Genomic DNA, 18,684 nt, shown 5'->3' on the forward strand with positions numbered 1-18,684 from the left:
AAATGGGTTATGTGCCTTGTCCATTGAAGAACACATCAATCGTGCTTGGTGCACCGATTAGGCTGGAGCGGTAGGAAAGACGCGTGTATTTGAGAAAACGCTGCGGTACCAATACATCGACTGACCCGGACAAAATGCCCGTTACCGTCGTCACATCCGTGTACCAGTTCGTTCCGTTGGCGCTGATCTCAACAAGAGCATCTACCCGGTTTACACCCGGCCCGCGGTTATATACAAAGAAAGAATACGTGCCAAATACACTGGTCGTAACCGCCGGGAGCGCTGTGAAGGTGTTTGCGGTCGGGGTGCTTATGAGTTGGGACTCCTGAAAACTCTTCTGTGAAATGGACGTCACACTGCTAAGTGTTCCCGCGGTAATTGTAGCACCGAGCACGCTGGTGATTGTACCATTTAGCAGGTTTGTCAACGTCCCTGAAGTTACCGTTGCGCCAAGTACGCTTGTAATGGTTCCGTTCAATAAGTTTGTCAGTGTTCCGGCGGTAATCGTTGCTCCCAATACACTTGTGATCGTACCATTCAGCAAGTTCGTCAACGTTCCTGCGGTCACCGTGGCCCCGAGCACACTGGTAATGGTTCCGTTCAACAGGTTCGTCAGTGTTCCTGCTGTAATTGTCGCTCCGAGTATACCTGTGATGGTACCTGCTGTAATCGTGGCTCCAAGCACACTTGTGATCGTTCCGGCGGTAATCGTCGCTCCCAATACACTTGTAATCGTACCATTCAGCAAGTTTGTCAATGTTCCGGCGGTCACCGTGGCTCCGAGCACACTCGTGATCGTACCATTCAGCAAGTTCGTTAATGTCCCCGCTGTCACCGTGGCTCCGAGCACACTCGTGATCGTACCATTCAGCAAGTTCGTTAATGTCCCCGCTGTCACCGTGGCTCCGAGCACACTCGTGATCGTTCCCGCCGTAATCGTCGCTCCCAATACACTTGTGATTGTACCATTCAGCAAGTTCGTTAGTGTTCCTGCTGTTACGGTTGCGCCGAGCACACTTGTAATCGTTCCCGCCGTAATCGTTGCTCCCAGTACACTTGTGATCGTACCATTCAGCAAGTTCGTCAATGTTCCTGCTGTTACTGTGGCTCCAAGCACACTGTTGATCGTACCTGCCGTGATCGTCGCTCCAAGTACACTCGTGATCGTTCCGTTCAGAATGTTGGTAATGGTTCCGGCGTTAATTGTAACCGTGGTCAGACCTGAGATGTTACTGATCGTTCCGTCCAAAATAATACCAACCACGTTCCCGCTCGTATCCGTTCTGACAGGCTGGGCTGTGCCTGTACTATCCTGACCAAAAATCAACGTTCTCAGATTATCCGGATTCGTATTAAACGTTGTAAAGTTAGGCATGTGCCTCGTCCTCCTCCCTGGTCAAATCTGTGAGATCATACTCCCTTATGGCATACGCTGCGCCTGAAAGTAAACATCGAGCCGGGTCGGCTGATCCGGTTCAACGGATCGAATTGCAAGCCGGGTATAGTGCAAAAATCGCAATGGTACCAGCGCTTTGGTCTGGCCTCCCGCGACCACCTCCTGGCTGTCCACAGCATAATCAACGGCATTTGGGCTGATCTGGATCTGTACAAGAGCCGGATGTTTGCCCCGATTCACAACGCCATAGGTATACATGCTGAGTGATGAGGTGTCTTGTGCCGGGAGTGAATCCATGCTGCTACTGGTTTCGGCTCCGACATACGTATGCTCTGTAAAACAATGAATAGCACCAGGGAGTTTCGTACGTGAGGAAGCACCCTGCTTGAACCGGGGACGAGTAATCCGGGAACAAGGGGGTTTCAGCAATTTAGCGCGGCAGGAATGACGGGAGCGGCGGCGACTGACATATTTAGTTGGTTGCTTCGTTCTCTTCTTGCTTTGCTTCGCTGTTCGACTCATCTCGATTTCCCCTTAAAAAATGTGCTTACGCATCGTATGCCCGGATTGGATATACGGGCACGGCAACCGCCGTTATTTCCAGATATACGGCTCAGTCCCCAATCCATTTGCTTCTTTTCACATACACTGCAAGTACAATGAAATGCGAATCAAGAGGCACCCTTCGTAATCAAAAGCGGACTTTTTGAACAACCTCTATAAGTTAATCTGGTCTATGGGAGGTGGATGAGATGACCAACTATAATGTATTCAACCAATCCAATCGTCCCCTGTTTACTCAATTGACCAATACCTTCTCAGCCCCAGGCATTGAAGCGTCACCAGACAGCGGTGCAGCTGCTGCAGGCAGTTTTTTTGCCCTGACGACCAACAATACCTTAATTCCTTCCAACCAGAGTCTTCTTCTACAGATCCTGAATGCGGCCGGTAGCGGCCGAACAATACGTATATCCAGCCTCACAGGAGGCACAACAGCGGCAGCTACTCTTGTTATCTATTCAGGAGGAACCGTGACTGCTGGTAGCACACCCGTGCCCGTCAATACGTTACTTGGAAATACCAACGCCAGTGTAGTTACCACAAGACAAAATACAGGTACCCTGGGGGGAACCTTCACGAGCATTGCAAGTATTCCGCTCACTGCAGGAATGTATTCACTGGGTCTGAATGGCTCCATTATTGTTCCACCGGGACAAACATTATCCATTAGCGTAGGCACGGGGAATCAGACTGCAGCCATTAATCTGTTCTGGTGGGAATTCTGAGTTTGATCCAGATAAAAGGAGGTGCACACTGTGCCAAATAATAATGTATTCAACCCGTTAAGCCAACCCGTCTATACGTCCAATACCAACACGTATATTTCTCCCGGCATTGTTGCACCTCCAGAGAATAATGCTGGCAGTACAGGCAATCTGTACAATGCAGGTTCCACCAACTCCACAACACTGGGGTTGCTGGGAGGAACGGTTATCGCCACCGTACAATTGGCCAATCCCGCAGGGAGCGGGAAAACCCTATACGTATCACGGCTCTCTGGTGGAATTACGGTCTCACTCAATCTGTTATCTTCCTTCAGCGGTTCCATGAGTCTGAGCGCTAATGGAACACTGACATCGCCCACCGCACTCACATCGGTAAACAGCAATCTTTCCAGCAGCAATACCAGCGTAGCCACGGTACGGTTCTCTGCTGCTACACCTTCAGGAGCGACCCCATTGATGGCTATGCCCCTTCAAGCAGGGCCGTTTCTGTCCAATGAATTTGGCCGTTACGTGGTTCCTCCGGGTCAAGCCATTAACCTCTCTGTCAGCGGATCACTCTCGGTTGGTGGACTGATGGCCTCCACTGCTTATTTTGCTTGGTGGGAAGTGTGATTTGTTCAACGATGTATAACAAAGGCCACGTGCAAACAGCCGCCTTCGGATGAGTGCCGAAAGCGGCTGTTCTTTATATTGTAGATGCAATGATGATAAAAAATGTTGTCCAGACGAGGCTTTCAGACCGATTCCTGCGGAATAGTCTATTTTGCTTCAGACACGAGAGGCTGCTTCCCTTCCCACAAGATGCGCTGTAGTAGTATGCCGGCAAGACCAATTACCAGCGTAGCGAGACCGATATATTGAAAGGTAGGGCTCGGCCCCGCAACTCGAATGAGCGCTCCACCTACAAGTGGAGCTACAACCAGTACAACACTGGATAGTGAATTTTGAATGCCAAAGACGCGCCCTACATAGGCAGGAGGGGTCTCCTTTTGCAGCAAATAATTCAGAGTTACCATAAAGAGTCCATTACCCAGCCCAATGCAGAGGCCCCAGATAATAACCCAAATTTCGGGTGTTTGTGGGCCGATCCACCCCAGCGCAGCAATTCCGGCACCCACGAACAGATATCCTCCACCCAGTCCCCACCCATACCCAATTCTAGGCAAGCGATTTAACAACAGAATGATGGCGACTGCCCCTGCTCCTGCCGAAGACCCCAACCATCCGAGCAGTGATTCATTACCTGGCTTGATCTCCCGAAACAGGGTCGTAAACTGATAATCAATCATCAGAATGGCCATGAGTCCAAAACAGCCGAACAAAATCGTACTCATCACGGTGCGACTGCTCTGTATAAAACGCCAGCCTTGCTTCCACTGGGAGAACAAAGATTCCGATCCATCCTTTTCACTTGCAGCACTTCCGTCTGATTCAACGGACTCCGACTTCTCCATCAAACGCCGTAAGGGCCATAATACCGCACCCGACAACAGGCGGGTACAGGCATTAATGACAATACAGATTTGTGGTGAAAATAAGGACAAAATGACTGCACCCAGAAGTGGTCCCGCCACTTTCGAACACTGGCTCACAAAACCGTTTAGGGATGATGCCTGAAACAGATGCTCCTCTGCCACAACCTGGCGGGTTAACGCCTGCTGGGCTGGAACATGGAACACCCCCATCATGGCCCGCAGAGCAAGAAGTGGCAGCAACCATGCCGGGCTTGGTGCGAATAAAATAGCAACGGTTAATCCCACGGTGATCACATCACACAAGATCATGATCTTTACTTTGTGCAGTCGATCAGCCAGGGCACCTGCAAAGGAGCCAAGCAGTATACCTGGGACAGCCATACATACAGGAATAAGTGCAATGATCAGTGGATCAGCACCCCAGCGGTAGGCCACCATCACTTGGATGGCGAGTGCATCGAACCAATCGCCAAACGTAGCCAGTGAGTATGCGATAAACATGCAGACAAACCGGAGGTTGGTCCATAAGCTTTTGGAAGATTGCGCAGATGAGGCGGGTGATTCGATGGATTCATTGGATGTGGGTTCATTTGAAATGACGGTCATACATGTACTTCCTCCCTTGATTACAGCCGTTAGCGGTCTGTATGTTCCTTGGCTGTAATCATAAGGGCGTTATATCAGAGGAAGATCAGAGGATGGGGAGGTAGGAGATAAAAAGTTACGTATTTCATCTACAATTTGTTGTCCATATGCGGGTACACCGTAACTTTTGCCGATCTCCGCATACACTTGACGATACTTACTGCGAATTCTGCCTTCGATTCGATGATGACCCAGGAATAGGAGAATCTGATATGCAGCATTCAGATATAGCGGTGCGTTCAGCGACATTTTCAATACATCCAGACCGTCATCCATTCTTAACTCTGCCTCACGAATCCGTCCCTGCCGAAGTAACCATAATCCTTCCATCACCTGAAAACGTCCAATCTCCCGCAGATACGGGGCATCCTTCAATCCTGACCGCAGAACTGCCATCTGGGCCTCAACAGCTTCACCGCTGCCACCCCACAGTTCCACATACAACGCTGCAAGTGCTACAGGCAGTTTGAAATTAACTAGCTCGTCTGTCTCTATTACACGATATGTTTCTTCCAGCTGCTCTTTGGCACGTTGAAATTGGCCCACCTCTACATAGACTTCAACGATGTTCAGAATGCGGAGTTCGCGAAGCTGATCGGCAGACAATGCATCTGAATTCAGCGCCTGTTCATACAACTGAATACTATCCGCTGGCTCGATCAGGGGGTGCACGAAAATCAGTAGCCAATATAGTCGCTCCTCAAAGGGAATTTCTTTCGTTGTAATCAGCCATTCCACATCTCCCTGTATAAAACGGATATACAACTGATAATAAGGGGCAATCTGAATGCCAAGTGCTTCCTGTTGTTGAACCAGGGTCTGTATGGCGTTTCCCTGCCCAAACACGTGATATTTACGAAGTAATCCGTGAATGACCTCCTGCATTTCTGGGTCCTGAGCAGAGGGGCTAGCGGGTAGAGCGGACTTATTCTCATGCACAGCAAGTCGATATCCGTAGCCCCGTACTGTATCCAGACGGATCTCGTCCCAGCGTTTCAGCTTCTTACGCAGGCGATAGATATGATCGTCCACGGTGCGTTCAACCGGATATTCCAAAGGCCATACCCGATCCAGCAGTTGACTACGGGTGAAGGCTTTTTCCTTGTTTTCATACAGAAAATGCAGCAGTGCAAATTCCTTGGCGAGTAGACGAATGGATTCCGTTCGCCGTGTTACCGTATATGTCCCTTCATCCAATTGCAAAGACATGCCTGGTTCCTCCTACTATGTATAATTCGCTGATCCGAAATCGTATAGATTCATTCCATTTTTTCAACGTGTTCAACATACCACAAAAACCCTTTGCGAGAACGCAAAAGGTTTTTGTCGTCTAACTTATAGATGGCTTAGATTGTGGATTACGGTACGTATAGCTGTTCTTCCAACAAGTGTTCCCTTGTCTTAACCCAGCACGACACGATCATCTGCCATTTTTTTGCCGCTAATCCGTTCGAATTCACCAAGCAACTCAGGGACAGTCAACGTACGCTTGCGCTCTTCGCTGACATCCAGAATAATTCGGCCTTTGTCCATCATGATCAGACGGTTACCCAGACGAATGGCCTGCTCCATATTGTGCGTCACCATCAATGTAGTCAGTCTCATCTCTCGCACAAGTGTCTCCGTCAGTTCCGTGATCAGTTCGGCACGTGATGGGTCAAGGGCTGCCGTATGCTCATCCAATAGCAAAATCTGCGGCTGGGTAAACGTAGCCATTAACAGGCTAAGTGCCTGGCGCTCCCCACCAGACAAGAGACCCACTTTTGCATTCGGCCGCTTTTCCAGTCCAATTCCCAGCTTCTCCAGTTGCGTGTTGAAAATCTCCCGTCTGGCACGGGTAACTCCGAAGCCCAGTCCGCGTCCTTTGCCACGTTTGTATGCCATCGCCATGTTTTCTTCAATGGACATATGTGGTGCTGTTCCTGCCATCGGGTCCTGAAACACCCGGCCAATCCAGCTACTACGTTTATGCTCAGGCAGGTTTTTAATGGAGCGGTCATTGATCAGCACATCGCCCATATCCGGCTTCATCACACCCGAAATGATGTTCATCAGCGTGGATTTACCCGCTCCGTTACTGCCAATCACCGTCACAAAGTCTCCCGGATTCATCGTCAGATTCACACCAACCAGCGCGGTCTTCTCATCCGTTGTACCTGGGTTGAACAGCTTGGTTACTTGCGTAATCTCCAGCATGATCACATACCTCCCTTCGCCTGTTGACCCCCGGATCGCATCAACTCTTCCGTTCGTTTGCGAGCCAGACTACGCTGCTTCATGGAGCGTTGCATCGTCGGGAATACAAGAGCAATAATAACGATCACCGCTGTGATCAACTTCAGATCAGATGTATCAAACCATTCGACTTGAAGGGCAAGCGCGACCACAATCCGATAAATGATTGAACCAACGATTGCTGCAAGTGTAGCCCAGAATACCGTTCTTGCTCCAAGAATGGCCTCACCGATAATGACGGAAGCCAGTCCGATAACGATCATACCGATGCCCATCGTGATGTCTGCAAAACCTGATTGCTGTGCAATGAATGCACCGGACAGGGCAACCAATCCATTGGATAAGCTGACCCCTACAATCGTAGTCACATCCGTATTTGCACCAAAGCTGCGAATCATGCGTTTGTTATCACCTGTCGCGCGGAGTGCCAGTCCAACATCTGTTTTCATGAACAGATCGAGCATAATTTTAAACACCAGCACGACGATGATAATTAACACCATGACATGCTCACCTGAGAATGGATTATCCATACCCATAATGGATTTATTCGGTGCGCCAAGAATACGCATATTAATGGAGTAGAGCGCGATCATCATCAAAATCCCGGATAATAATCCGTTGATTTTGCCTTTGGTATGAAGCAGACCTGTACAAGCCCCAGCCACCATGCCGCCAGCCATTGCCGCCAAACAGGCTAGCCAAGGAGAGAAGTCATTGGAGATCATAACCGCCGCGATTGCGCCTCCTGTTGTAAAACTTCCGTCTACGGTAAGGTCAGGAAAATCGAGTATGCGGAACGTAATATAAACACCAAGTGCCATCAGTGCGTATAGAAGCCCCAGCTCGATCGCCCCTTCAATTGAATTCCAGCTTATACTCACACTACTTCCTCCCTGTCTATCGAAAAGAATGAGGCGAACCCGTTGCATGTTCGCCTCGCATCCATACTGCCGGATTACACTCCGGTCAGATTATTGAATCCATATCATAACTCATTAAATTTGATGAATTGATTCTATTGAATAATGTTGTTTTCCTGGTCTTTAACTTCCGCTTTCATCTCATCCGTAACCGTGATACCTTGGGCTTCAGCCGCTTTCAGGTTCAGGATCAGATCCAGTTTGTCCGGAACGGTGACTTTCATATCACCAGGTTTTGTACCATTTTTCAGAATGTCCGCGGCCATCTCACCAACCTGATATCCATGGTCATAATATTTGAAGCCAACGGTTGCAAAAGCTCCTTTTTCAACAGTATCCCGATCACTGGAGAAGAACGGAATTTTATTACTGTTTGCCGTTTGGATGATCGTATCCACCGCACTCACGACAGAGTTATCAAGCGTGATGTAGAAGGCGTCTACTTTGCCAACAAGAGAATCCGTAGCCTGTTTTACTTCAGATGTATTCGTAACTGGTGCTTTCACCAGCTTGATATTATGTGTTGCCAGCGCTTTTTCAGCGTTATCTGCCATAACCACCGCATTTGGTTCACCTTCGTTAATGACCAAGCCCACCGTTTTCACATCCGGTAGATTTTTAGCGATAAAGTCAGCCAATTGTACAATAGCCTCCGGATTCGTATCCGATGCACCTGTAACATTGCCGCCCGGCTTGTCCATATCGGTCACCAGTTTGGCACCCAACGGGTCCGTTACCGCTGCGAACAGCAATGGCTTGTCCTTCACTTGTTGAGCCAGAGCCAGCGCAGATGGTGTTGCGATGCCGAGTACGAGATCATTTTTGGAATCACCTGAGATTTTCTGTGCAATGGACAGGTTGTTCGTCGAATCACCTTGCGCGTTATTGTAATCGATTTTGAGGTTCTTGTTCTCTTCAATGCCCGCTTCCTTCAGGGCCGCGATGAATCCTTCACGTGTAGCATCCAGAGATGGATGTTCAACAATCTGCGAGATGGCAATCTGATATGATTTTTCCTCGCTGCCTCCACCTGTTGTAGTCCCTGATCCTTCGGATTCCGAGCCTGTACCGCTGTTATTTCCGCAACCTGCTGCAACGATCATTGAAGCAACCATCATCAGTGACATCCAAAATTTCTTTTTCATGTGTGAGAACCCCTCTCCATCTTATAAAATGTGGTTACCCTTATCGAGATTCCATTGACACGATAGGGCGGGACAAAACAAACGCTTCAACGCATTGTTGCTTTGATCGACAAAAGCAGACAAATATAGACTTTTCTCATGCGACTGAAGTCCATGACCCGTGTTGGTGTTTTATTGTTCCCCTAATATTAAGGGGCGTCCCGATATCCGTCAATGGTTGAACCGCTTCCAATTTACTTTCATCGTATGGTTGTGATAGAAAACATTACATAAAACATAAAAACCACCTACATTGTTCTGTAGATGGTCGCCATGGGTACAGCAAAATAAGGTCCTACTCATGAAAGTGGAGTATGAAGTCTTCTTCTAATCTCGTCCACAAGTATTGTTTTCTCCGCTTCTGATATGGCATCCGCGATCAATTTGCGACCGCAACAAGCTTAATCCAGGGTTCGATATCTGCAAAGCCAATACCGGACAACTTCTCATACTCCTTCATAAAGATGCGAATGCTGGACGCTCTGGTAACATCAAGAACAACCGTCGCTTCATGTGGCAGATGCGGGGGCAGTATGGCGTTGGGTAATTGATCCAACTGGGCAATCACGGCAGCTTTCTCCGCTCCAGACAAGTATTGTGCTTCATCATGAGATTTTTCAAATTTAAAATTTTCAAAAAAAGAGGCCTCCCTCCCAATGTACTTTGGGTATGGTCGCCTTATATCAATCAAAGGATAGCTCCAGAGTGCTTATTCCTTTTCTTTTTGCAGTTCCTCTAGTTCAGATGGAGTTAGCCCGGTAGCCTTAATAATCGTAGCCTGATCAAGACCTAAAGTGAGCATATTCATTGCGATTTTTCGCTTGCTCTCAGCTTCACCTTCTTTGATCCCTTCTTCGATTCCTTTTTGAATTCCTTCCTCCATGCCTTTCTTGAGACCCTCTTCTCGTGCGCCCTCAATCATGGAAGCTTCGTCCCATAGAAATTTCTGACGGTCGATATATCGTTGACGTGCTTGCTCATCCTGGCTCAGAAACTCCAATACACTCATGGCTTTTTTCAAAGCCGGTTCGGGTTCGTGCATCATTAACGCCTCCCAGCTTGATTTAGTCATTCCTTTCAGAAATAACAGCCAACGCACCAATCCATCCTTTATTTGAATATTTTCATCATTCAGCTTTGGTATTTCCATAAAATGAATCTCTATAACATCCGTCAACGGAATATCAGTATGGTCTTCTCTTAAATGAAATACGTTGTGGTACTGATCATTAGCGAGCATTTTGAAATTAACAATGTTGATCGCTACGCATTTTTTGAGTTGACTATATCTCTGTCCTTCAAGTAATTGTCCGGAATATTGTTTACCCCAATAGAACAAAGTCCTCTTCTCTAAATCATACTGATTAAACAACTGCATTTCAACATTAATTAGCTCACCTTGATCTGTTTTGGCCCGTATGTCCAGTATGGACTGTTTATCTCTCGGTGTATCCTTGTCCAGATAAGGGTTGATTAACACAATCTCGGTCAGTAAAGATTCACCTGCATTTTTGAAGGTATGATTCAGAAAAGCCAAAAGAACATCCTTATTCTCTTCACTTCCAAAGATTCGTTTAAACACATAATCGTTCTTGGGATCAAGCAACTCTGTCATTATTATTCACTCCTACGCGCAAAATGGACAGGATATATCTGCTGAAGTATAAGCAAATATAAGGATGCGAACATGCACTGGATGTTCGTTCCATTATAACACGCATCGCCATACGTAAATAGCGTTTATACGTAATTCATTACCAAAAAAAGAGACTATTTCGACGAATCGAAACAATCTCTTGTGTATAAACCAATTAATTCCCCGACGCTTCGCGAATCTCATACTTGCACCTTTTGCCGCCATCGGCGTAACATTCGGTACGCTCCACCTCAGCTTGAAGTAGCGAGCGAAACAGATCGAGTTCACAGCGGCAAGCCTGCTTGTAGACACTCGCGACTTGTACAATCGGGCAGTTCATTTCCGTAATGACGTAAGTTCCATCGTCTTCTCTGGACGCATCCGCCATATATCCGTTGGCATTCTGGATTCGCGCGAGTTCCTCCACCCGTCCGGCCAGATCCTGGCCTTCCATCTGTGGCAATCCGCTACGAAGCAGTTTGTCCCTGCGACTCTCGAACAATGCATCCACCACACCGCTACCGGCAGAGTCAGACAATTCTTCAAGAAGTTCCAGTGTAAGGGACGAATAGGATTTTGGAAAAAAGCTGTCCCCGCGTACCGTCAATTGGTACACCGAGGACGGACGTCCGGCCGTAGCCCGGGCCTCCCGAACCTCGATCCAGCCGTCCTGCTCCAGTGCCGTCAGATGACGGCGAATGGCCATGCCAGTCAGACCCAGATCAGCTGTCATTTCCCTGGCGGTCAATGTACCTTGCTGCTTCAGCATGAACAAAATCCGTTCACGCGTCGTTCGTTCCTCTTCGCGCTTCACGATCAGCACCTGCTCTCCTGCTTATGCGTGTACCGGTGCTGCCTCCCGGCAGGCATCCGAGCAAAAGCGGTTATGCGTCTCTTCGCAATCCTCACAGCTTACATGCTGCAGGTTGCAGGTTGGACAATTAATATATCGGTCATGTGTCGTTCCACAGTGATAACAGCTAGCAATGACAATATCCTCTTCTGTCCGGTTAATCGGTACAGAGATGCGCTCGTCAAACACGTAACACTTGCCATCGAACAGATGGCCTTGTACTTCCGGATCTTTACCGTACGTGACAATACCGCCGTCCAATTGAGCCACATCCTGGAATCCTTCATTGATCATGAACCCGGTCAGCTTCTCGCAGCGAATGCCGCCAGTACAGTAGGTAATAATCGTTTTGTCCTTCATGTCACCCAGGTTCTCCCGAATCCACTCCGGAAACTCACGGAACGACTCCACATCTGGACGGATGGCCCCGCGGAAATGACCAATTTCGTATTCATAATCATTGCGACCATCGATAACGATAACGTCATCACGTTGTAGATGTTCATGGAACTCTTTCGGCGAAAGGCGTTTGCCGCTAGTCACATTTGGGTCAAGTTCATCTTCCACACGGAAGGTTACCAGCTCTGCTTTGTGACGAACAAAGATTTTTTTGAACGCATGCTCCTCGACATCATCAATCTTGAACACCATGTCGCTGAACAGCGGATTAGCCAGCATATCTTTCATGTACTGTTCCGTCTGTTCTGGCGTTCCGGATACCGTACCGTTAATGCCTTCGGATGCGATCAGAATACGGCCTTTCACACCCAGGTCCTTACAGTATTGCAGATGCTCTTGTGTAAACGTCTCTGGGTCTTCAATCTTCACGAACTTATAATATAAAAGCACGCGGTACGCGCTGTTACACATGTATATCACCTGTTCCTATTCCATGTTGTTATTAGCCGGATCATCCGGCAAGACGACTACGTTGCACCCTTACTGTTAAAAAGAAAATAAACAGCCGCCCGAAACATCGTCTCGAACTGCTGCCTGACATTCGACTTTTATTCCTGCATTCTAGTTTATCGGAAGCGGAACAGCTTAGTCAATATAAATGTATAGAAAGGCATGAAAGATATGGAACATATCTTTCTGCATCATTCCCCTATTCCGAGATCGTAATGACCGAGGTTACAAAGTGATACGATTCATTCTCCAATACCGCCTGCGATAACAGGATTTTATTTCCTTTCGGGCTCCAGGCGAGTGGGTCAGAAGCGTTGTCCATATCGGCCGAGATCTGGAACTGTTCTGCCGACTCCGTGTTGGAGACAAATAGCCCTTTCTCATTATCATTCTCAGAATTGATGGTGTATGCAATCTTGGAATCATCACCCGACCAGCTTGTGCCGAAAACCTGTGTACCTCTGGCGAGAGTGGCCTTCTCATTGCCTTCCAGATCGGTGAGCACCAGCGCCCGTTTGGTATCCGCTGTTCTTTTCACAATCGCAAGCCTTGTTCCATCATTAGAAGGGATGACCCACTCCACACTTTTCAGCACCTGTTTCACGTCACCCGTCTTCGCATCGTATGCATTCAACTGGCCATCTTCGCCCGTAATATAATAGAGCATATCGCCTGACACCTTGATACTCCGTACATTGAAATTACCTGTTTCCACCAGCACTTTCGTTGTGCCATCCACACTTGCCGAGATCAGATCACCCTTCATATTGGGGAAAACGACATGTTCATTATCCAGCCACGCGCCCTCTTGGATAAATCCATCCTCCTTACCCGCAGGGGTTGTCTCCCCGTTATGCAGGTTCAAGAAGTAGCCTTTACCCGTATTTTCCTCCGGTTCCCGGTAAAACAGATACTGACCATCCGGTGACACCAGCGGTGCACCCAGACTGGCTTCACTTTCCTTGAGCGGCGTGTCGGTGCCTTTCGTCAGATCATACATATATAAGTTGTGCGGGTATCTTTCCTGACCTTCAACCGTGACGGGTTTCAGGGACTTGTTCTCCTTGTCGGATACAATCCAGTCATCACTAAGCCATGCAATTCCGCGCATATTCGGCAATTTATCAATCTTCTCCAGCTTGAAGCTCTGGTACACGGACGTGTTGGTATTATCTTTTACCGTAATATCCGTGCCCGTTTTCCCGCCTTGTGCGTTGCCCCCCGGCTCCGTTGTTCCCCCACATGCCGCTGTCGTTAACAGGGCAATGGCTCCGAACGTGCCCATAGCTGCTTGTTTCCAATTCATGATGGTCCCCCCTGGTTTCTCTTGCTATAGACCAAGCATACACATCGCATACTTCCAAAGTTATTCAGACTTGTTTCGAACTTGTAAACTTGAATCAGCCAAAGGGAACATGAGCTGGAACGTCACACCTTCCCCATCTTCTGGATCACTCGACAGCAGGGTGATTGTACCGCCCTGTTTTTCAACAAACTGCTTCACGAGAGATAGCCCCAGTCCGGTTCCGCCGGTTTTTCTGGCTCTGTCTTTGTTCACCGTGTAAAAGGGTTCAAAAATCTTCTCCCGCGCCTCTGCCGGAATTGGCGTACCCGAGTTATAGATCCGAATAACCGCTTGACGCTCCTGCATCCGGAGTTCATTCTTCACCCGGATCACACCATCCGGAACGTTATATTTGATGGCATTATCCAGCATGTTGATGAAAATATGCATAAGACTCTCCCGATCGCTGCGGATCACCGCCGGTTCAAGATCCAGTTCCATGTTCAGCCCAAATTTCTCGGCTTTCCCCCGCATCCGGCCACAGGCATCCTCCAGCAGAGCGCTGACCTCTACATCTTCGGCCTGGTTCTCGAAGTCATACTTCTCCAGAGCAGATAAATGTAAGACTTTCTCGACCATCTCGTACAGCCGCTCCGTTTCTTTGCCAATGTTACTCGTGGCATCATCAAGCAGTTGTGGATCATCCTTATACATGTCGAGCAGCTCCACATAAGCTTTGATCGACGTCAGCGGTGTCTTGAATTCGTGGCTGATGTTACCGATATATTGTTTCTGCTGCTGTTCCAGCGCCTGAAGCTTCTCAATCGCCAGTTGCAGCTTCTGCTGCTCTGCATGCATGGCTGTGATATTTTGCTGAATGGATGTACTCATATAATAGATGCCCTGCCCCAGCTCCCCCAACTCATCCTTGCGCTTTAAAGGAGACTCCGTAATGTAATTCCCTTCGCGAATGGAATCTGCGGACCTCTTCAGTCGAGTAATCGCAACGGCAAACCGATTGTAGAACAGATAACCTAATATGAAGCTCAGCGCAACAACGGTAATTCCTGCCCATATGAACAATTGAAGGATGCGAGTATAGAATTCATGGTAGCTTTGGACCGGATATTGCATCCATACAGCCCCCATCTGTCCATCCGGACCGTCCAGTGGTGCGGCGTAGAGCAAGGTATCCCCTTGTTCATGATAGGCAATTTTATTTTGCAGTGCATAGTTGAGCGTATCCTGAACAATCGCACTCTCCCCGGAACTGATCGATGAGCCAACTTGCTGGCCTTTCATATCATAGAGAGCAATTGGCAATCCGGTAGAGTTGGCCAGTTCCTGTGCAAGCCTGCGGCCGTTTTGTTGTAAAAAGACTTCCTGTTCAAGATGAACAGACTCCGTGTAGTAGGACTGTCGCACATTCAGATTCACCAGCCGTGTCTGCTGTGATAAAATACCTTCAATCTGTGACTGCTGATTGCGTTCAATACCGCGCAGGACCAGTGAACTAAGCACCACCACGGTAAGGATAAGCAATGCAGCCAGAAAAACACTGAACTTCAGCTTGATGCTGACTCTCATATGGCCCCGCCTGTTTCAGGTGCAGATGCTTTGTAGCCAATCCCGTATACAGTCTGTAATTTTTGCTGATCCGTATCTCCAATTTTTTTACGCAAACGCTGGATGTGAATGTCTACGGTTCGTGTACCACCCGCATACTCCATGCCCCACACTCGATCTAGTAGATCGTCTCGTGTGTACACCCGCTCGGGATTGGACATGAGAATGGTCAGCAGGTCGAACTCTTTTGGTGTCAGATCCAGCTTCTCCTCATTCACGGTCACTGTGCGGTGAGCAACATGAATACGCAGTGTGCCATTCACGATGGCCTGATTCTTCGAATCGTCAGGTGGTGGACTGCTTTTCTCGACACGGCGCATGAGCGCTTTCACCCTTGCGAGCAGTTCACGGATCTCGAATGGTTTGGTCATGTAATCATCGGCGCCCATTTCCAGGCCAACGATTTTGTCCACGATATCATTTTTGACAGTCAGCAAAATAATGCCGATATCCTCGCGGTCCTCCAACCTGCGGCATACGCCGTATCCATCAAGCCTTGGCATCATCACGTCCAGAATCAGGACCTGTGGGTGAAACGATGCGACCTTAACCAAGGCCTCTTCGCCGTCACTCGCAGTATCTACTTCATATCCTTCGCGCCGCAGCGCGTAAGCAATGGCACTGACGATGCTTGATTCGTCATCTACCACGAGCACTTTTTTATTCATGGGATTCATCCTCTACGTTACACGAGATAACTTCAAGTGCAGTACCGTCTTCTGATCGCTGTTATCCCCAGATTTCTTTAATCCCCTTCTTCCAAAGGGGAAATCCGGTGATAAAGGGCGTAGCATATGCTTCCGAAGTAGCTTTCTGACAGAAAGCTTTGAACTTCGTTTCTTCAGACTGGTTCTGCACTCTTCGTTTTCGTGTAAATATTCAGTTCTTTTTTATTTATGTTAGCAAGGTCTTTGCGATTTAGCTATGGATGAGTTTGCAATTTGTATGAGAAGCTTTCATCCTCTCAGCTTGGACTTGGCTCTACTTTCTTTATACCCCAATGACGACAAAAAGAGCCAACCCGTGATTGGATCAGCCCTTAATCTATAGATTCCCGTTTCATGTTACTGTTTAGGCAATAACTTCTTAATTTCATCTTCAGAGAGTCCAGATGCTTTAACTATAGCAGAGAGATCTACGCCAAGTGTGAGTAACTCACGAGCCATTTCTCTCTTGCCTTCCAACTTACCCTTGGCTGCTCCTTCAGCTCGTGCGCCTTCAATCATTGATTTTTCGTCACTCAATGCTTTCATCCGAGCATCGTAGGCCATTCTGGTGGACGCATCCTGACTCAGAAATTCCAGCGTATCCATCGCCCTTTTCAACATCGGTTCATTCATGGCCAGCACCTCCCAGTTTGATGTATCTATTCCTTTAAGGAATAATAACCAATTCACGAGTCCGCCTTTTTCCATCGGAACAGAATACTCATCCAATTTGGTTAGTTCCATCACATGTATTTCGATATCATCCGTCAAACCAATACCTGTATGATCTTCTCGTAAATGAAAAACATTGTGATACCGCTCATTATCCGGACAGGAGTAGTTTAAAATATTAATGGTAGTGCATAGCGAAAATTGATATTGATCTGTTTACTTTCCACAGTCCTTGCTTTGGTATCCATGCAGCTAAAAAGAGAATAAAAAGCCGACTGTTATTGGATGGGCGATAAAAAATATAGACTTCTGCTTAGACAATAAAAAAAAGATTAAATCATTCACTTTTATTTTTGGAAGAATGTAGATAGTTCAATATAAGAACCCATAAAATACAGCCAAGTAAAATATGAATACCACTTTCACTTATATCCACTCCACCTCCACTTAATAAAACACCTGTAAAAAAGCCCAAAACAACAGCAAGTAATATCTCTAACAATCTTGTTTTCATAGATTTCATCTCCACTCACATTTTTTTAAAATAAAAAGGATTGTTTCAAATTATTACCACAAAGTGTAAGTATTATCAAGTAATTTAACAATAGTAGATTGGGAGGGTTTTCATGAAAAAAATCTTATTGATACCTACTCTGTTGGTCACATTAGTTTTTAATGGCGCAACGACTACAACAGCTAGTGCAGATCCAGTAATTGATGAACAAAGTCATTCTTCGCCTTCATGGAGTCCTAATGCTTCTGCGCAAACACCAACTTGGTTTAAAGAAATCAATTTAAACAACAGTAACAGTTCATTTAAAGATAATACACTAAATAATGAAGGCTCTTCTATACAGTATAACTTCGTTCATAAAGAAGGTAATCAATTATCAGAAAAAGAGTTACTCCCATTTATAACTGGAGAAATAGAAGTCTTAGAAGATGAAAATAATCATAAGTCTCACTTAGTAGCCATAGGCACCTCCAATTCAAATGGCCAAACCCAAACGGACTTCTATTTCTCAAATATTAAAGATGCTCCTATTAGCGATATTAAAGAATATGCCACCGAAGTAGCACAGAAAAATTATAATGCTAACGAAAATTTCAAACAAGATTATACGTCCATAAATTCATATTCTAACAATGCTATTGTTGCAGCCGTGCCCTCTGGAACAAATTACATTGATACATTCCATTGGATTATTTATAGCGATCAAGAAAAGCTAACAAATGGAAATTTTGTAGTAGCAGGCTTCATTGATAGTACGGTTACTTATACCAAACAAGGTACTGCTACGATAAATTCAAAGAATGTATCTGTCTGGGATATGAAGGCTTCTACCCAAACAAGACCAGTGAACAGCTATCAAACGCGTCAAATTGCATCAAGACATACTATAGAACCTTATGTACCAGACCAAAGATTGCTTTCATACGGACCAACTACAACAAAAACAGGCTCTAATTTTAGCGTATCTCTCACAGGCGGCTTTCCATCAATATCTTGGAATTTTTCTAGGGATTCTGTTGATGTAACTGACACAGGTTCTCTTTCTACAGGTTATGGGAAATGGACTTTCGATTTCCCACTCGGCAAAACTGTTGCCAAAGGTAGTTTCTTAATGGAACCTGGTATCAGAATAACTAATGAAACAGGCATGGTTAAATTTCAACACAGCCACTCCGGATATTATTACAAAAATTTAAGTTATCAAGGAAATGGTGTTTCGGGTCTTGTAAGTCGAAGCTTCAACGACCTGTAATATTATATTCTACTAAGAAATTAGAAGATCCGTTTCAACTTGTTTATCTTCATAAAAAAAAGCGTTCGACACACTCGATTCACGGG

The 18,684-nt window shown here is 46.8% G+C and carries 18 protein-coding genes and 1 pseudogene; 3 read left to right on the forward strand and 16 right to left on the reverse strand.

Going from position 1 to position 18,684, the window contains the following annotated elements:
• Positions 1-7: 7 nt before the first annotated feature.
• Entirely contained in the window at positions 8-1,375 is a 1,368-nt protein-coding gene (locus MHI52_RS29435; RefSeq protein WP_405158125.1) for a DUF6385 domain-containing protein, read from the reverse strand.
• Positions 1,376-1,420: 45 nt separating this feature from the next.
• The gene (locus MHI52_RS29440; RefSeq protein WP_091012617.1) at positions 1,421-1,918 is read right to left on the reverse strand and encodes a DUF6385 domain-containing protein; all 498 of its coding nucleotides are present in this window, start codon (positions 1,916-1,918) and stop codon (positions 1,421-1,423) included.
• Between the two features lie 230 nt (positions 1,919-2,148).
• Between MHI52_RS29440 and MHI52_RS29445 the strand changes: the two genes are divergently transcribed.
• Positions 2,149-2,682, forward strand: coding sequence for a hypothetical protein (locus MHI52_RS29445; RefSeq protein ID WP_036671587.1), 534 nt, complete (start codon positions 2,149-2,151; stop codon positions 2,680-2,682).
• Positions 2,683-2,712: 30 nt separating this feature from the next.
• On the forward strand, positions 2,713-3,294 hold the full coding sequence (locus tag MHI52_RS29450) for a hypothetical protein (protein WP_076320338.1): 582 nt from the start codon (positions 2,713-2,715) through the stop codon (positions 3,292-3,294).
• A 146-nt stretch (positions 3,295-3,440) separates the two neighbouring features.
• Here MHI52_RS29450 and MHI52_RS29455 read toward each other — a convergent pair whose 3' ends face one another.
• The 14 genes and pseudogenes from MHI52_RS29455 to MHI52_RS29520 all read right to left on the reverse strand — a co-directional run bounded on the left by MHI52_RS29455 (position 3,441) and on the right by MHI52_RS29520 (position 17,346).
• Positions 3,441-4,763, reverse strand: a complete 1,323-nt coding sequence (locus MHI52_RS29455) for an MFS transporter (RefSeq protein ID WP_405158126.1) — start codon at positions 4,761-4,763, stop codon at positions 3,441-3,443.
• A 69-nt stretch (positions 4,764-4,832) separates the two neighbouring features.
• Complete coding sequence (locus MHI52_RS29460) at positions 4,833-6,011, reverse strand: winged helix-turn-helix domain-containing protein (RefSeq protein ID WP_405158127.1); 1,179 nt, start codon at positions 6,009-6,011, stop codon at positions 4,833-4,835.
• A 192-nt stretch (positions 6,012-6,203) separates the two neighbouring features.
• Positions 6,204-6,998 (reverse strand): ABC transporter ATP-binding protein, encoded by a 795-nt coding sequence (locus tag MHI52_RS29465; RefSeq protein ID WP_036606660.1) that lies wholly within the window; start codon positions 6,996-6,998, stop codon positions 6,204-6,206.
• Between the two features lie 2 nt (positions 6,999-7,000).
• Entirely contained in the window at positions 7,001-7,861 is an 861-nt protein-coding gene (locus tag MHI52_RS29470) for an ABC transporter permease (RefSeq protein ID WP_047841071.1), read from the reverse strand.
• Positions 7,862-8,055: 194 nt separating this feature from the next.
• Positions 8,056-9,105: an ABC transporter substrate-binding protein gene (locus MHI52_RS29475; RefSeq protein ID WP_047840843.1), complete on the reverse strand. Its 1,050-nt coding sequence runs from the start codon at positions 9,103-9,105 to the stop codon at positions 8,056-8,058.
• Between the two features lie 418 nt (positions 9,106-9,523).
• Positions 9,524-9,736 (reverse strand): hypothetical protein, encoded by a 213-nt coding sequence (locus MHI52_RS29480; protein ID WP_340907409.1) that lies wholly within the window; start codon positions 9,734-9,736, stop codon positions 9,524-9,526.
• Between the two features lie 117 nt (positions 9,737-9,853).
• Positions 9,854-10,759 carry an Rpn family recombination-promoting nuclease/putative transposase gene (locus tag MHI52_RS29485; protein ID WP_253504028.1) on the reverse strand — a complete coding sequence of 302 codons (906 nt, stop codon included), beginning with the start codon at positions 10,757-10,759 and terminating at the stop codon, positions 9,854-9,856.
• A 196-nt stretch (positions 10,760-10,955) separates the two neighbouring features.
• Positions 10,956-11,603 (reverse strand): metalloregulator ArsR/SmtB family transcription factor, encoded by a 648-nt coding sequence (locus tag MHI52_RS29490; protein WP_253504030.1) that lies wholly within the window; start codon positions 11,601-11,603, stop codon positions 10,956-10,958.
• Between the two features lie 12 nt (positions 11,604-11,615).
• Complete coding sequence (locus tag MHI52_RS29495; RefSeq protein ID WP_036606654.1) at positions 11,616-12,503, reverse strand: rhodanese-related sulfurtransferase; 888 nt, start codon at positions 12,501-12,503, stop codon at positions 11,616-11,618.
• Positions 12,504-12,741: 238 nt separating this feature from the next.
• Entirely contained in the window at positions 12,742-13,848 is a 1,107-nt protein-coding gene (locus tag MHI52_RS29500) for a hypothetical protein (protein WP_076251820.1), read from the reverse strand.
• 60 nt (positions 13,849-13,908) lie between these two features.
• Positions 13,909-15,414 carry a HAMP domain-containing sensor histidine kinase gene (locus tag MHI52_RS29505; RefSeq protein WP_340983985.1) on the reverse strand — a complete coding sequence of 502 codons (1,506 nt, stop codon included), beginning with the start codon at positions 15,412-15,414 and terminating at the stop codon, positions 13,909-13,911.
• Positions 15,411-16,121, reverse strand: coding sequence for a response regulator transcription factor (locus MHI52_RS29510; RefSeq protein ID WP_047840845.1), 711 nt, complete (start codon positions 16,119-16,121; stop codon positions 15,411-15,413). Before MHI52_RS29510 ends, MHI52_RS29505 begins: the two co-directional genes overlap by 4 nt.
• A gap of 396 nt (positions 16,122-16,517) precedes the next feature.
• Positions 16,518-17,024, reverse strand: a pseudogene (locus MHI52_RS29515) (Rpn family recombination-promoting nuclease/putative transposase); the annotation flags it as partial.
• 145 nt (positions 17,025-17,169) lie between these two features.
• Complete coding sequence (locus MHI52_RS29520; protein WP_282319954.1) at positions 17,170-17,346, reverse strand: hypothetical protein; 177 nt, start codon at positions 17,344-17,346, stop codon at positions 17,170-17,172.
• A 112-nt stretch (positions 17,347-17,458) separates the two neighbouring features.
• Between MHI52_RS29520 and MHI52_RS29525 the strand changes: the two genes are divergently transcribed.
• A complete protein-coding gene (locus tag MHI52_RS29525; RefSeq protein WP_405158128.1) occupies positions 17,459-18,598 on the forward strand; it encodes a hypothetical protein in 1,140 nt (379 codons plus the stop codon).
• Positions 18,599-18,684 lie beyond the last annotated feature (86 nt).

The sequence above is a fragment of the Paenibacillus sp. FSL H8-0283 genome (assembly GCF_045040675.1).
In the GTDB taxonomy this organism is placed as follows: domain Bacteria; phylum Bacillota; class Bacilli; order Paenibacillales; family Paenibacillaceae; genus Paenibacillus; species Paenibacillus amylolyticus.

Excerpts from the sequence above, each read along its gene's own strand:
- MHI52_RS29435 (WP_405158125.1), bottom strand. The coding sequence starts at position 1,375 with ATGCCTAACTTTACAACGTTTAATACGAATCCGGATAATCTGAGAACG.
- MHI52_RS29440 (WP_091012617.1), bottom strand. The coding sequence starts at position 1,918 with ATGAGTCGAACAGCGAAGCAAAGCAAGAAGAGAACGAAGCAACCAACT.
- MHI52_RS29445 (WP_036671587.1), top strand. The coding sequence starts at position 2,149 with ATGACCAACTATAATGTATTCAACCAATCCAATCGTCCCCTGTTTACT.
- MHI52_RS29455 (WP_405158126.1), bottom strand. The coding sequence starts at position 4,763 with ATGACCGTCATTTCAAATGAACCCACATCCAATGAATCCATCGAATCA.
- MHI52_RS29460 (WP_405158127.1), bottom strand. The coding sequence starts at position 6,011 with ATGTCTTTGCAATTGGATGAAGGGACATATACGGTAACACGGCGAACG.
- MHI52_RS29465 (WP_036606660.1), bottom strand. The coding sequence starts at position 6,998 with ATGCTGGAGATTACGCAAGTAACCAAGCTGTTCAACCCAGGTACAACG.
- MHI52_RS29470 (WP_047841071.1), bottom strand. The coding sequence starts at position 7,861 with ATGGCACTTGGTGTTTATATTACGTTCCGCATACTCGATTTTCCTGAC.
- MHI52_RS29475 (WP_047840843.1), bottom strand. The coding sequence starts at position 9,105 with ATGAAAAAGAAATTTTGGATGTCACTGATGATGGTTGCTTCAATGATC.
- MHI52_RS29485 (WP_253504028.1), bottom strand. The coding sequence starts at position 10,759 with ATGACAGAGTTGCTTGATCCCAAGAACGATTATGTGTTTAAACGAATC.
- MHI52_RS29495 (WP_036606654.1), bottom strand. The coding sequence starts at position 12,503 with ATGTGTAACAGCGCGTACCGCGTGCTTTTATATTATAAGTTCGTGAAG.
- MHI52_RS29500 (WP_076251820.1), bottom strand. The coding sequence starts at position 13,848 with ATGAATTGGAAACAAGCAGCTATGGGCACGTTCGGAGCCATTGCCCTG.
- MHI52_RS29505 (WP_340983985.1), bottom strand. The coding sequence starts at position 15,414 with ATGAGAGTCAGCATCAAGCTGAAGTTCAGTGTTTTTCTGGCTGCATTG.
- MHI52_RS29510 (WP_047840845.1), bottom strand. The coding sequence starts at position 16,121 with ATGAATAAAAAAGTGCTCGTGGTAGATGACGAATCAAGCATCGTCAGT.
- MHI52_RS29520 (WP_282319954.1), bottom strand. The coding sequence starts at position 17,346 with ATGAAAACAAGATTGTTAGAGATATTACTTGCTGTTGTTTTGGGCTTT.
- MHI52_RS29525 (WP_405158128.1), top strand. The coding sequence starts at position 17,459 with ATGAAAAAAATCTTATTGATACCTACTCTGTTGGTCACATTAGTTTTT.